The following is a 14,298-nucleotide window of genomic DNA, read 5'->3' on the forward strand; positions in this document are numbered from 1 at the left end:
TATATATAATTGATTTTTCTTATAGGTATGATATAATTTAATGTGATTAAATCAAGTAAAATTATATAAAATTGTTAGGTATTGGAAGAAATACAGTTGCATTCTGATAATCTTTATTAAGAAATTAACAAACTGACAAATATAGTTGACGAATCAATGTTTATTTGATACAATGCATCTGTAAATTAGCAAAGGAGAACAAAATGGAGAAAAATATTGTTATCGTCGGTGCCGGATATTCAGGTATTCTGACAGCGAAAAAATTAGCCAAGAAATTCAAAAAAAATCCCGAAGTAACCATTACAATTATAGACAAAAACCCTTTTCATACAATGCTTACTGAACTCCATGAAGTAGCGGCAAGCCGCGTGGATGAAGATAGTATCAAGATAAGTCTTAAGAAGGTTTTTGCCGGAAGAAAAGTTAAGGTAGTTCATGATACCGTTACTTCAATCAACTTTGAAAGTAAAAAAGTTGTAGGAAATGCAGGCGATTATCAATATGATATCCTAGTTCTTGCAGCTGGTTCCAAACCTACCTTTTACGGAGTTCCCGGAGCAGAGGAGCACTCCTTTAAATTATGGTCTTATGAGGATGCAGTTATACTAAAAGACCGTATTCATAACCTTTTTCGCCAGGCTGCTTGTGAAACAAATATCGAAGAGAGAAAGAAGCTTTTAAGCTTTTATGTAGTAGGTGCAGGTTTTACAGGTGTGGAAATGGTGGGAGAACTGGCAGAATATGTTCCCTTCCTTTGCGAGAAGTACGAAATTGACAGAAGTGAAGTAACACTTTTTGATGTAGACGGTTTAAGCCGTGTTATTCCCAATCTTACAGAGAAGCTTTCCGCTAAGGTGGCAAGACGTCTTGAGAAGATGGGCGTAACTTTAATAATGAATGCAACTGTTTCTGAAGTGGGCAGTGATTTCATTGAATTAAAACAGAATGATAAAGTAAATCACTATACAGCTGGAACCGTAATCTGGGCAGCTGGTATTCAGAGTGCCGATATTACCCAGGAAGCAGGAAAAGATCTTGAGCTTACCAGAGGTGCCCGTATCCAGGTTGACAGTTACTTACGTTCCAGCAAGGATGAGAAAGTATTCATCGCCGGAGATAATATGTATTTCGTTCCGGAAGGTGAAGAGCGTCCCGTTCCTCAGATGGTAGAAAATTGCGAGCAGTGTGCAGATGTAATAGCTCACAATGTTGCATGTTCCCTCAGAGGCCAGGGAGAGATGGAAGTTTATAAGCCTTCTTTCCATGGTGTTATGGTAAGTATAGGAGGAAGATATGGTGTTGCTCAGGTAGGAACACCGAAGCATATGTTCAGTCTGGCTTCTTTCTTTGCCATGTTCACAAAGCATTTTATCAATATCGTTTACTTTATCCAGGTACTTGGCTGGAATAAAGTATTCAGTTACTTAAAACATGAATTCTTTACCGTTAGAAACTGCAGAAGCTTCGTGGGAGGACATTTCTCCAACAGAACCCCCAGTTTCCTGCTTGTACCTTTAAGAGTATGGCTTGGTGCTGTATGGGTATTCGAAGGCGTCATGAAGATAGTTGAGGGCTGGTTTAAAACGGCTAAGCTTACTGGCTTCTTTGGCGGTGCTAATTCCTGGTATGACAGCATTTTAAATGGTGCTTCTGCAGCCGCTACCTCTGCAGCAACTGCAGTAACAACAGCAGCCGCTTCTGGTGCAGCAGACGCAACCTCTTCTGCTACAGCAGCCGGTGGAACAGAAGGTGCAGCTGAAGCTTTAGGCCATGTAATCATGAACTTTGACTTCTTAGGTCTGATCAGATTTATATTTGTAAGCGGCAAGGGTCTTGCAGAATCTACTATAAGTGATTATGCATTTAAATTAGATATACCATTAATGAACTGGTTTGTTAACCATTTAATCCTTCCCTATAATGGCATGCAGATGTTTATGCAGATATTCATCGTAGTAGCTGAAATTTTAATTGGTCTTGCTTTAATGGGCGGACTGTTGACCGGACCTGCAGCTTTGGTATCTTTAGTACTTCAGTTCATGTTCGTATGCACAACAGGTCTTTACTTAAGTAATTTCTGGATGCTTTTCGGTGGAGTTGCTCTGTTAATCGGTGCAGGAAGAACCTTAGGTTTAGATTACTATGCTATGCCCGGTCTTAAAAAATGGTGGAAGAAGTTACCTATCGTAAGAAAGTTGTACATTTATAATGACTAATGAAAAAATAAACAGCAAGGATGAGACTGTTCTGATACCCGCTTCTGAAGCCTTTGAAGCGGTGCTTCAGGAAATGGAGACTGTTATTACCAAAGCTCCCAGGACGGTTAGGCAATATACCACTCACCTTCTTTCCTCCAGAGGAAAATATATTCGCGCTGCATCGGTTATTACCTGCAGCGAGAATGAGGAAGGGCTGGTGCACCCCGGAGCCGTTAAGATAGCTGCGGCAATTGAAGTGCTCCACCTGGCAACTCTTGTGCATGATGACGTAATTGATGATGCGGATCTGCGTAGGGGAGAAGTAACTCTGCAGAAGAAGTTTGGAAAGAAGACCGCAGTTATTTGCGGTGATTATCTTCTCTGTGCAGCACTGATACTGGCGGCAAGTGTAGAAGACAAAGATAAATATCTTAAAATTGCATTACCTGACTATGCCGGTAAAATATGTACCGGTGAGCTGGAACAGCATATTAACAACTATAATCTGAACTTATCTGTGTATCAGTACCTTAAGATTATCTCCGGTAAGACAGCTGCGTTATTTGAAGCATCGTTTTATGCAGGCGCTGTCTTTGGTGATTATGACAGGAAAGAATGCGGAAGTTACAGACAATTAGGTTTTTATGTAGGTATGATCTTTCAGCTGACAGATGATTGTATGGATTTTGAATCTACCAAGGAAGTAAGCCTTAAGCCGGTACAATCCGACTATGAACAAGGTGTTATAACCCTTCCTCTGATCCATGCTCTTAGGAACCTGACAGACTTTAAGAAGAAGGCGAAAGATAAGAATATTACCAGACAGGAAATCAACACGGCAGTGGAGAAATCCGGCGGACTTAAGATAACGAAGCTGATGGTTGAGAAATATTATAAGAAGTCTATGAAAGTAATAGAGGAATTAACGATTACTTCAGCGAAAAAGGATAAGCTTATCGAACTTTTAAACAAAGCATCCCGTAATAGCTAAAGGAGCGAAAAGACATGATAAAAAGGTTTTTGGACTATGTTGAAATCCGGACCAAGATAACCAGTCTTTTTGCGTTCCTGATGTCTCTTGGTCTCCTGCTCTATAAGGAGCAGGAAATCAGCATCATAAACACACTGGTGTTTTTTTGTTCTATGTTTTTGCTGGATCTTGCAACAACGGCCATCAATAATTATATTGATACAAAGGCGGGGGATCAGAAACTTCCCTTTAACAGAAAGACCGCGTTGCATATAATATATATTTTATTATTTATTGGTGCTTTATTAGGACTTTATCTGGCTTGGAAAAATGGCCTGGTAGTGCTTGCGATTGGAGCTGTATGTTTCCTGTGCGGTATTTTTTATACCTATGGGCCTGTTCCTATATCAAGACAGCCACTGGGAGAATTGTTATCAGGTATTTTCTACGGATTATTTATTCCGTTCCTGATGTTTTATATCAACACTCCGGAAGGTACATTTTTAACTTACAGCATAAGCCTTAAAGAGATAAATTTAAGTGTTAAAATAATGCCAATCCTGGCAGTTCTGCTGTTTTCAGTGATTCCCTTCTGCTGTACGGCGAACATAATGCTGGCCAACAATATTTGTGATGTAGAAAAAGATATAAGAGTAAAAAGGCACACGCTGCCTTACTATATTGGCAGGAGATCATTAGACCTGTTTGGTTTTCTTTATTATGCCTGCTATCTTTCGGTTATTGTAATGTCAATTGTTAAAATATTATCACCCCTATGTCTGATATCCTTATTGACGATATATCCTGTAGGGAAGAATATCAAGGCTTTTAAAGATAAGCAGAGCAAGAGTGAAACCTTTATACTATCAATCAAAAATTATATAATTATTATGGGAAGCCTGACTATACTGATCTTTATCAGTACCCTGCTTCCCTAAGGTACTCACTTGTTGTTTAAGTGTGTAGTATTTCGGTTTATTTTTATCAGCAATGCTGATATTAAAATAAAAAATAAATTTATGGAGGACAAAAAATATGAAAAAAAGTTTAGCACTTGTACTAAGCTTAGCACTTGTATTTACCACACTCACCGCATGCGGTAAGAGCGAATCCAAAGGTGGGGAAGCAATTAAGACTGGTCTTGGTATTGTAACATCAGTAGCTGGATCAACAAATGCAGGAGATGAGGATGGATTAGCTCAGGCATATTCCTACATCGCTGCTGTAACAGTAGGCGCTGACAACAAGATTATTGATTGTAAACTTGATGCAGCTCAGACAAACATCAACTTCTCAAAAGAAGGAAAGATTACAACAGATCTTGCTGCTGGTTTTCAGACAAAGCAGGAATTAAAAGATGCTTATGGTATGAAAGCTGCTTCCAGTATTGGTAAAGAGTGGTATGAGCAGGCTAATTCCTTTGCTGAGTTTGTTAAAGGCAAGACTTTAGATGAAGTAAAAGGTATCTCTATCAACGAAGAAGGAAAAGCTGGTGATGCTGACCTTGCTTCTTCTGTAACTGTACATATTGGTGATTTCGTAGCAGTTGTTTCCAAAGCTGTATCCAACGCTCAGGATTTAGGTGCTAAATCCGGTGATAAATTAGGTCTTGGAACTACAACAACAGCTGATAAGTCCAAAGATGCATCTGCTGAAGGAGATGGTTTAGCAGAAGCTTATGCTTTCTACTCTGCAGTAACTGTAGATTCTTCCAACAAGATTACAAGCTGTGCAATTGATGCTTCTATTGCTGATGTAAATTTCAGTACTGAAGGTGTTATTACAAGCGATATCAATGCAGAAGTTCAGTCTAAGCAGGAATTAAAAGATGCTTATGGTATGAAATCAGCTTCTGGTATCGGCAAAGAGTGGTTTGAGCAGGCTAACTCATTTGCTAAATTCGTAGTTGGAAAAACTGCTGATGAAGTTAAAGGTTTATCTGTTAATGAAGAAGGAAAAACTGGCGATGCAGATCTTGCAAGCTCTGTAACAGTACACATAGCTCCTTTCATGGGTATTGTTGAAAAAGCTGCAACTAACGCTAAATAATTTAAGTTAACAGACTATATTTTGGGGAGGTAGTTCTACTACCTCCCTATTTTAACGAATGAAAAGAACGCAGAGAATAAAAACACTTACATTATCGTTTTTCCAAAATAATTATGAAAACTAAAACGTAGCATCTATAACAAACAAATTTACAAGGAAAAATAATTAATATATAATATAGGAACCTTACAACAAACAGATAGTATAGACAAAACTTATGTAAAGGTAAAGCTTATATATAAGCAAAACGTATATATTAATGTAGAATGGAGAACAACGTGGGAAAGAGGCTTATAGCGATTGTATTAATATTGGTAAATGTAATTACCCTCACCTCCTGTGCGTCCGAGCAGAAAAGATATCAGGCAGAGTTTCTGGTTTTGTTTAATACGGTAACAAAAATTGTCGGCTATGCAGACAACAAAGAAGACTTCGACAAATATGCCCAGATGATCTATGATGAGCTTAAGGTATATCATGAGCTTTATGATATTTATAACGATTATGAAGGGATTAATAATATAAAGACCATTAATGACAATGCAGGAATAAAACCCGTTAAGGTGGATAAGAAAATTATAGATATGCTCTCCTATGCCAAAGAGGCATACAAAGAAACTGACGGAAAATTGAATATAGCCCTGGGTGCAGTGCTCAAAGTATGGCATGAGTACAGGGAAGAAGGAATAGACAATCCGGAAAAAGCAAAAGTTCCTCCTATGGAATTGCTGGAAGAAAAGAATCAGAATACCAATATAGAGGATATGATTATCAATGAAGAAGAATCAACCGTATATTTAAAGGACCCTGAAATGTCCCTTGATGTGGGAGGAGTAGGAAAAGGTTATGCCACTGAAAAGGTATGCCAGTATGCCGAAGAGAATGGTTTTGTTAACGGCATGGTAAGTGTAGGCGGAAATGTAAGAGTAATCGGAAGCAGGGACGGTAAAGGTGATCCCTGGCGTGTAGGAATCCAGAACCCGGACCTGACCAGCGAACAGGCTAATCTTTATATATTAAATTTAACCGAAGCCTCACTGGTATCCAGTGGTGATTATGAACGCTTCTACATGGTAGACGGTGTGAAATACCATCATATAATAGACCCGGCAACACTGATGCCTTCCACTTATTTTACGGCAGTCTCAATTGTCTGCAAAGATTCAGGAATGGCGGATGCCTATACCAAAGCAATCTTTAACATGTCCTATGAGGATGGCGTAAAATTTGTAGAAGCACACCCTGATATTGAAGCCTTATGGGTATTTAAAAACGGTGACTTAAAATACAGCTCTGGTTTTGAAAAGTATATCAGAGAATAAAGTAGGTGCGTCAAAGTGCACAGATGGGAGTTAGGTTGAAAAATAAATTTTTCAACCGCAAGTTTGTGCTTGCGCACCACAAACTTGGTATACGCAAAAAGCGTGCGCAAGAATAGAGGTTAAAATGAAAAAATCCGTAGCCGGTAAGGTGGCATACTACGGTATATTCGTAGCCCTTGCGTTTGTATTTAGTTTTGTTGAGGTGCTTGTTCCCATATCTCTTGGTATACCGGGTATAAAGCTTGGGCTTGCCAATATTGTAGTGCTTACTGCCCTCTATGCAATGGGGCCCAAGGATGCCTTCTTTATCTCCTGTGTCCGGGTGGTGTTGGTGGGATTTACCTTTGGAAATATGGCAGCTCTGCTCTACAGTCTGGCAGGGGGAATCCTCAGCTGGCTGGTAATGTGCCTGTTAAAGAGAATAAAGGGATTTAGTATGATAGGAGTCAGCCTGGCTGGCGGTATCGCGCATAATATTGGTCAGATTTTTGTGGCAGGGCTTATGTTAAAGACCTCAAGCGTAATATATTATCTGCCGGTATTATTGATTGCCGGTACTGTTACAGGAGTTTTAATTGGAATACTGGGTGGAATACTATTAAAAGCTCAGCTCAGGCTTAAGAATACTCTTGGATAGGAGTAGCTTTGGATGCGGATATGATAGATGATCACGCCTTTTGGATAAATTATCTTTGGAATTATACATCATGAAAAGAATACTTTCTAAAAAGTGTATTTGATTAATATGTACTGTTGAATATCTTCAGGTTATTACGTAGGAAGAAAATCGATTTTACTTGAAAAATAATCACCTGTTATATAATATATAAATTAAATTGAAGTTTACTACGTCTTATGGGCAGATATAATTATTATGCTGCACCTGATTAGGACGAGTCTGGAAACCCATGATATTGTTCTGACTGTTTTGCTTTGCAGTATACAGCATTGCACTTTTTGGAGTATGTAGAAACATTACAAGCCTTAAACAGCGCCTTGCCCCTTCACATAAGCGGAACACTCAGCACAGAGTAAGCAAATTCAAACGCAATCTAAATAAATTATAAAAAGTGGTGATAAGATATGGCTACCATTAAAGATATTGCAAATAAATGCGGTGTATCAACTTCGACTGTCAGTAAGGCCTTAAACGGATATCGTGATATCAGTGACGATAAAAGAGAAGAAATAAAAAAAGCGGCAGTGGAGCTGGGATATCTGTCAGCAGACAGCGGAAAGGCACCGAAATCAAAAAAGACATATAATATCGGAGTGTTATTTTCCACTCTGTTTAATTACGGAATGCGAAATGAATATTTCGCTCATATTCTTGCGGCCTTCAAGGAAAAAGCCGCCCTGAAAGGATATGATATAACTTTTATTGAGCATAATATAGGTAAGCGTAAGATGAGTTATCTGGAGCATTGCAGGTATCGTGATTTTGACGGTGTATTTATTGTCTGTGCGGATTTTAATGAGACAGAGGTTATAGAGCTGGTTAACAGTTCTTTCCCGGCTGTGACCATTGACCAGGTATTTAATGAAGTGATATCCGTATTGTCAGATAACTATGACGGAATGAAGCAGCTTACACAATATATTATAGATTCAGGCCACAGTAAAATCGCTTATATCCATGGCAGTATGTCTTCTGTTACCCATAACCGCCTGGTCAGTTTTCACAATACCATGAGAGAAAACGGGTTGATAGTAAAGGAAGAGTATCTGGTGGAGGGAATCTATCGGAATGCGGAGAAATGCGAAGAGCTGGCAAAGAGCCTTATCTTTCTGCCTGATCCGCCTACCTGTATCATAGCTCCGGATGATTATGCAGCCATGGGGGTTATGAACTGTGCGAAGAAAATGGGACTTAAGGTACCGGAGGATATATCCGTTGCCGGTTACGACGGAGTCTCTGTATCACAGGCAATCGAGCCTAAGTTAACCACAGTGAAACAGGATACGGACAAGCTGGGTTCAGAGGCTGCCAGGCAGCTCATCAATCTGATTGAAAGTCCAATGACCACATCCCTGGATTCTATCAGCCTTGGTGTTAGTCTGATAGAGGGTGGAACTGTAAAAAAAATTCATTGACTGGAACTCATAAGTATGTTATAGTAGATTGGCGATGGAAGAGGTCTTTTTTTTATGCCTAAAATTTTAAATTTAAATTTCAAGCGGAGGTGGAAGCTGTGCGCGTAAAGATCACATTGGCATGTACGGAGTGCAAACAACGTAATTATAATACGACAAAAGAAAAGAAAGCACATCCAGACAGAATGGAAACAAAGAAATATTGCAAGTTCTGCAAATCACACACAACACACAAAGAAACAAAATAACGGAATCGAATAGTCTCATCAGTTATCTGCCGGGTTAAACCGGTTATACTGATAGGAAAGGATAAGAGAATATGGGAGAAAACTTAACTACAACAGAAAAGGCTCCAAAGAAAAGCAAGTTCTCAGGACTGAAAGCTGAATTCTCAAAAATCGCCTGGCCTGACAAAGAAACCCTTGTAAAGCAGTCAACAGCTGTTTTAGTAGCATCTGTTGCTTTAGGTTTAATAATATCTCTACTTGATGTTATCATTAAGTTCGGATTCGGATTTATTATTAAATAGAAATAAAGGTGGTCATATGTCAAAGACGAATTGGTACGTTGTTCATACTTACTCAGGATATGAGAATAAGGTTAAAGCCAACATTGAGAAAACAATTGAAAACAGAAAGCTTCAAGATCAAATCTTAGAGGTATCCGTTCCCCTTCAGGATGTTATTGAAGTAAAGAACGGTGTTAAGAAAAAAGTTCAGAAGAAGTTGTTCCCTGGATATGTTTTACTTAACATGGAAATGAACGACGATACCTGGTACGTTGTGCGTAATACCCGCGGCGTTACCGGATTTGTCGGTCCTGGCTCCAAACCGGTTCCCTTAACGGACTTAGAAATGAAGGCCATGGGAATCAAAAAAGATGATGTTGTTATTGATTTTGAAATCGGTGATATGGTGGAGGTTGTTTCCGGTGTGTGGGAAAATACAACTGGCATCATTAAGCAGATTAATACTCACAAACAGATCGTTACAATCAGTGTCGATATGTTTGGCCGTGAAACTCCTGTCGAGATCAGTTTCACGGATATCAGGAAAATGTAGTGACTATTACTGAATAGTTACAAACTGTAAACAAACGCATCCGGTAGAAAATACTTCTATTGCAAAAAACCGGATGGTGGGAGGGCAATCCCGATAAAACCACAAATTCAGGAGGTATGCTATAATGGCAAAGAAAGTTACAGGATATATTAAATTACAGATTCCCGCTGCAAAGGCAACACCTGCACCGCCCGTAGGACCTGCTTTAGGTCAGCACGGTGTTAACATTGTGCAGTTTACAAAGGAATTTAATGCAAGAACTGCAGATCAGGAAGGAATGATCATCCCTGTAGTTATCACAGTATATGCGGATAGAAGCTTCAGCTTTATCACTAAGACTCCTCCCGCTGCTATATTGTTAAAGAAAGCTTGCAATTTAAAGTCCGGTTCAGCTGTTCCTAACAAGACTAAAGTTGCTACAATCACAAGAGCTGAAGTTCAGAAAATCGCAGAATTAAAGATGCCTGATTTAAATGCAGCTAATATTGAAACAGCAACCAGTATGATTGCAGGTACTGCAAGAAGTATGGGAATCACTGTAGTTGACTAATTTATTTTAAGTGTGGGAGGGTAATGGAAGGTTTTATATTCCATGATGGAACTGTTTAGCGAAAAGAACAGATTCTTTAAGCTCCCGATAATACCACTAGGAGGTAATGTAATGAAAAGAGGAAAGAAATACGCAGAAGCTGCAAAGCTTATCGACAGGGCTGTTCTTTATGATGCAGATGCTGCTATCGGCTTAGTTAAGAAAACAGCAGTTGCTAAATTTGATGAAACAGTAGAAGCTCATATCAGACTTGGTGTTGACGGTCGTCACGCTGATCAGCAGGTACGTGGTGCAGTTGTTCTTCCCCACGGAACTGGTAAAGATGTTAAAGTTTTAGTATTTGCAAAGGGTGACAAGCTTACAGAAGCTGAAGCAGCCGGAGCAGATTACGTAGGCGGAGAAGAATTAGTGCCTAAAATCCAGAACGATGGCTGGGTTGACTTTGACGTAGTTGTTGCAACTCCTGATATGATGGGTGTAGTAGGACGTTTAGGACGTGTACTCGGACCTAAGGGCTTAATGCCTAACCCTAAAGCTGGAACTGTTACTATGGATGTAACAAAGGCTGTTAAGGAAATCAAAGCTGGTAAGATTGAATACAGATTAGACAAGACAAATATCATTCACGTGCCGTTGGGAAAAGCTTCTTTTAGCGAAGATCAATTAGCGGACAACTTCCAGACGCTTATTGGTGCAATCAATAAAGCAAAACCTTCTGCAGCAAAGGGTCAGTATTTAAAAAGCGTTACACTGTCTTCCACTATGGGACCTGGTGTAAAATTAAATACAGCTAAGCTTGCTCAGTAATATTTTTTGCAAAAGATTTTAATTTATGGTTGACACTATAATAGATTAATGTTACAATACGTTAGCAATAACTGCCGTAGACAGTAGGTGCCGTAAGGCATAAGGAGAAAACGCCTACCGAGGGAATGGTTTTTAAGATCATAAGATCTTATGAACTTTAATTCATACGGAACTTAAGATAAATAGAAATATTTCTGTTTACCCTGCGTTCCAGATACGAATTTTCGAATCCCTTACTGTCCGGCAGTAAGGGATTTTTTAAAATCTATAAGGAGGTATACCAGAATGGCAAAAGTAGAATTAAAACAACCTATTATCGATGAGATTAAAGGTTATGTTGATCAGGCGAAATCAATCGTTGCAGTTGACTACCGTGGACTTACTGTAGAAGAAGATACAAAGCTTCGTAAGCAGTTAAGAGAAGCTGGAGTTGTATATAAAGTATACAAGAATACTTTGTTAAAGCGTGCGTTTGAAGGAACTGCTTATGAGAGTCTTGCTAAACACTTAGAAGGACCTACAGCAGTAGCTTTCGGCATCGAAGATGCAACATCTCCTGCAAGAATCATCAATGATACAATCAAGACTGCTCCTAAGTTAGAGTTCAAGGCAGGTGTTGTTGAAGGAACCTACTATGATGAAAAAGGTATCCAGGTTATCGCAACAATTCCTTCCAGAGAAGTACTTATTTCCAAGTTACTTGGAAGCTTACAGTCACCTATTACCAACTTTGCTCGTGTTCTTAAGCAGATCGCTGAGAAACAGTCTGAAGTGGCATAAGGAACAAAAATTAGTTTCAGTACAATAAATTATTAAACGGAGGTATTTTCAAATGACAACTCAAGAGTTTATCGAAGCTATTAAGAGCTTAACAGTATTAGAATTAAATGATTTAGTAAAAGCATGTGAAGAAGAATTCGGTGTATCCGCAGCAGCTGGTGTTGTAGTTGCTGGTCCTGCAGCTGGTGCAGCAGAAGCTGAAGAGAAGACAGAATTTGATGTAGAGTTAACAGATTGCGGTCCTAACAAAGTTAAGGTTATCAAAGTTGTTCGTGAAATCACTGGCTTAGGCTTAAAAGAAGCTAAAGACCTTGTAGATGGCGCTCCTAAGACATTAAAAGAAGCTGCATCTAAAGACGAAGCTGCTGATATCAAAGCTAAACTTGAAGCAGAAGGCGCTAAAGTTACAGTTAAATAATTTACACCAAATGATAAAAGTCTGTTCTGACAAATGCCAGAACAGACTTTTTTATTGTGCGCCTGGCGGCGCACGTTTCTAATGGGTGAAAGTCCCTAGTCTGCCCTAGTAGTGGGAAAGACACAGCCAAGACCAAGGGTGTCGTGGGTGACTGCGAATCTGAAGGAAGGTGGAGGCAAATCTCTGGTCTGACGAACAGAAATCACATCAGGCTACAGTTAAGGATAAGACTGCAATACAAGTTAAAGTCCAATAACTACTCGGAATTAACTGTAGTAAATGTGGCAGATGGATGGAGAGAAAGAAACGTGTGGTACCCAGGGAGATCTCGTCAGCAAGTGAAAACAGAGTATGAAACTTGTAGTAACAACGAATGACGAGAAGTCAGCCGAGGTCATAGTACCATTTCAGTTGCAAATGATATGGGAAGGACTGAACTTTAGGAGGTACAAGCAATGAAAGTAACTGATAGTAGATTTAAGAACAGACAACTTCATATGGAAGACTATCTGCAAATGGTATCTGCGGAACAGAAAGAGGATGCAGAAGTGTTCGACTACGGGAAGATTACTGAAAAGAGCGGTATCATCACAAACTATTGGATGAATAATCTCTTGGAATTGATTTTGCGAAAAGATAACCTCAACAAGGCATATAAGCGAGTGAAATCAAATAAAGGAGCAGGTGGAACGGATGGAATGCAGGTGGATGAACTTCTGCCCTACTTAAAGGAAAACCAAGACACCTTAATTCAAGAGATAAAGGGAGGCAGATTTAAGCCAAACCCAGTTCGAAGGGTAGAAATACCAAAAGAAACAAAAGGTGAGTTCAGAAAGCTTGGAGTTCCAACCGTGGTTGACCGAGTTATCCAACAAGCAATCATACAAGAACTAACGCCTATCTACGAGGAGCAGTTCTCAGAAAACAGTTTTGGTTTTCAGCCGAAAAAAGGTGCACATGATGCACTGAAACAATGCCAAAAGAATGTAAACGAAGGCTACGTATATGTGGTTGATATGGATTTGGAAAAGTTCTTTGATACCGTATGCCAGAGTAAGCTGATTGAGGTATTGGGAAGAACCATCAAAGATGGCAGAGTTATCTCTTTGATACATAAATACCTCAATGCTGGAGTGATAACAAAAGGGGTGTTTAAGAAAACAGAGGTCGGCATGCCACAAGGTGGACCATTAAGTCCATTGCTAAGTAATATCATGCTAAATGAGTTGGACAAGGAACTTGAAAGCAGAGGACATAGGTTTGTCCGATACGCAGATGATTGCATGATTTTCTGTAAAAGCAAAAAGAGTGCAGAAAGAACCTTGGAAAACATCATACCATTCATTGAGAAAAGGCTATTTCTGAAAGTGAATAGGAAGAAAACGCAAGTCGCGCACATCAGTAAAGTTAAATATCTTGGATATACATTCTATAGATATAGAGGTAAATGCAGATTTAGAGTACATCCGAAATCCGTAACAAAGATGAAAGACGCAATACGAAATCTGACAGACCGAAACAATGGCATGAGCAACACAGCGAGAGAAGATAAATACCAACAGTTTGTGAGAGGATGGATAGAGTACTTTAAACTCGCAGATATGAAGAATCTTCTAAAAGGCATAGATGAATGGGCTAGACGCAGAATACGAGCGGTCTATTGGAAACAGTGGAAGAAAATCAAGACAAAGTACAGAATGCTTAGAGCCATAGGATGTGAGCATTGGAGAGCCAAAGAACTTGCCTGTAGTAGAAAAGGGTACTGGCGCATGGCGCAAGTGCTGAACCAGATATTTTCTAATAAAATAATAGCCAAGCTAGGATATACATCCATGCTTGACTATTATCTGATAGTTTATGAAAACTAAAGAACCGCCGTATACGGAACCGTACGTACGGTGGTGTGGGAGGTCGGTAGATAAAATAATTATCTACCTCCTACCCGATTCGCAAAAGTTTCAGAGTGAGAACTTCAAACTTAATATAATGAATAAAAAAATTTATGTAATCAAAATTAATTGGAAATATTTAAATTCAGGACATAAAAAA

General features: G+C 39.2%; 15 protein-coding genes and 1 other annotated feature. All 15 genes read left to right on the forward strand.

The genetic code is table 11. The annotated features are described in order from the left end of the window. Positions 1–203 precede the first annotated feature (203 nt). The 15 genes from BR73_RS0103775 (at position 204) to ltrA (ending at position 14,117) form a co-directional block, all read left to right on the forward strand. Positions 204–2,216 (forward strand): NAD(P)/FAD-dependent oxidoreductase, encoded by a 2,013-nt coding sequence (locus BR73_RS0103775; RefSeq protein ID WP_033164463.1) that lies wholly within the window; start codon positions 204–206, stop codon positions 2,214–2,216. Further along, positions 2,209–3,189: a polyprenyl synthetase family protein gene (locus BR73_RS0103780; protein WP_033164464.1), complete on the forward strand. Its 981-nt coding sequence runs from the start codon at positions 2,209–2,211 to the stop codon at positions 3,187–3,189. Before BR73_RS0103775 ends, BR73_RS0103780 begins: the two co-directional genes overlap by 8 nt. A 14-nt stretch (positions 3,190–3,203) precedes the next feature. Continuing rightward, complete coding sequence (locus tag BR73_RS0103785; protein ID WP_033164465.1) at positions 3,204–4,106, forward strand: UbiA family prenyltransferase; 903 nt, start codon at positions 3,204–3,206, stop codon at positions 4,104–4,106. 97 nt (positions 4,107–4,203) lie between these two features. Next, entirely contained in the window at positions 4,204–5,217 is a 1,014-nt protein-coding gene (locus BR73_RS0103790) for a hypothetical protein (RefSeq protein WP_033164466.1), read from the forward strand. A gap of 278 nt (positions 5,218–5,495) precedes the next feature. After that, complete coding sequence (locus tag BR73_RS0103795) at positions 5,496–6,539, forward strand: FAD:protein FMN transferase (RefSeq protein WP_347463121.1); 1,044 nt, start codon at positions 5,496–5,498, stop codon at positions 6,537–6,539. Positions 6,540–6,663: 124 nt separating this feature from the next. Beyond that, positions 6,664–7,176, forward strand: a complete 513-nt coding sequence (locus BR73_RS0103800) for a Gx transporter family protein (protein WP_033164468.1) — start codon at positions 6,664–6,666, stop codon at positions 7,174–7,176. A gap of 446 nt (positions 7,177–7,622) precedes the next feature. Then, positions 7,623–8,633 (forward strand): LacI family DNA-binding transcriptional regulator, encoded by a 1,011-nt coding sequence (locus tag BR73_RS0103805; RefSeq protein WP_033164469.1) that lies wholly within the window; start codon positions 7,623–7,625, stop codon positions 8,631–8,633. A gap of 98 nt (positions 8,634–8,731) precedes the next feature. Further along, positions 8,732–8,881, forward strand: coding sequence for a 50S ribosomal protein L33 (gene rpmG, locus BR73_RS28120; protein ID WP_081848529.1), 150 nt, complete (start codon positions 8,732–8,734; stop codon positions 8,879–8,881). 71 nt (positions 8,882–8,952) lie between these two features. Then, entirely contained in the window at positions 8,953–9,162 is a 210-nt protein-coding gene (gene secE / locus BR73_RS0103810; protein ID WP_033164470.1) for a preprotein translocase subunit SecE, read from the forward strand. A 16-nt stretch (positions 9,163–9,178) separates the two neighbouring features. Continuing rightward, positions 9,179–9,694: a transcription termination/antitermination protein NusG gene (gene nusG, locus BR73_RS0103815; RefSeq protein ID WP_033164471.1), complete on the forward strand. Its 516-nt coding sequence runs from the start codon at positions 9,179–9,181 to the stop codon at positions 9,692–9,694. A 124-nt stretch (positions 9,695–9,818) separates the two neighbouring features. Further along, entirely contained in the window at positions 9,819–10,244 is a 426-nt protein-coding gene (gene rplK / locus BR73_RS0103820) for a 50S ribosomal protein L11 (RefSeq protein ID WP_033164472.1), read from the forward strand. 111 nt (positions 10,245–10,355) lie between these two features. Beyond that, the gene (gene rplA, locus BR73_RS0103825; protein WP_033164473.1) at positions 10,356–11,051 is read left to right on the forward strand and encodes a 50S ribosomal protein L1; all 696 of its coding nucleotides are present in this window, start codon (positions 10,356–10,358) and stop codon (positions 11,049–11,051) included. Positions 11,052–11,107: 56 nt separating this feature from the next. Next, positions 11,108–11,320, forward strand: a sequence feature (ribosomal protein L10 leader region). A gap of 16 nt (positions 11,321–11,336) precedes the next feature. After that, the gene (rplJ, locus tag BR73_RS0103830) at positions 11,337–11,831 is read left to right on the forward strand and encodes a 50S ribosomal protein L10 (RefSeq protein WP_033164474.1); all 495 of its coding nucleotides are present in this window, start codon (positions 11,337–11,339) and stop codon (positions 11,829–11,831) included. Between the two features lie 52 nt (positions 11,832–11,883). Then, the gene (rplL, locus tag BR73_RS0103835) at positions 11,884–12,249 is read left to right on the forward strand and encodes a 50S ribosomal protein L7/L12 (RefSeq protein WP_033164475.1); all 366 of its coding nucleotides are present in this window, start codon (positions 11,884–11,886) and stop codon (positions 12,247–12,249) included. Between the two features lie 455 nt (positions 12,250–12,704). Next, positions 12,705–14,117 (forward strand): group II intron reverse transcriptase/maturase, encoded by a 1,413-nt coding sequence (gene ltrA, locus BR73_RS0103840; protein WP_033164476.1) that lies wholly within the window; start codon positions 12,705–12,707, stop codon positions 14,115–14,117. The last annotated feature ends 181 nt before the right edge of the window (positions 14,118–14,298 follow it).

Source organism: Clostridium sp. KNHs205 (assembly GCF_000702945.1).
Taxonomy (GTDB): Bacteria; Bacillota; Clostridia; order Lachnospirales; family Lachnospiraceae; genus Anaerocolumna.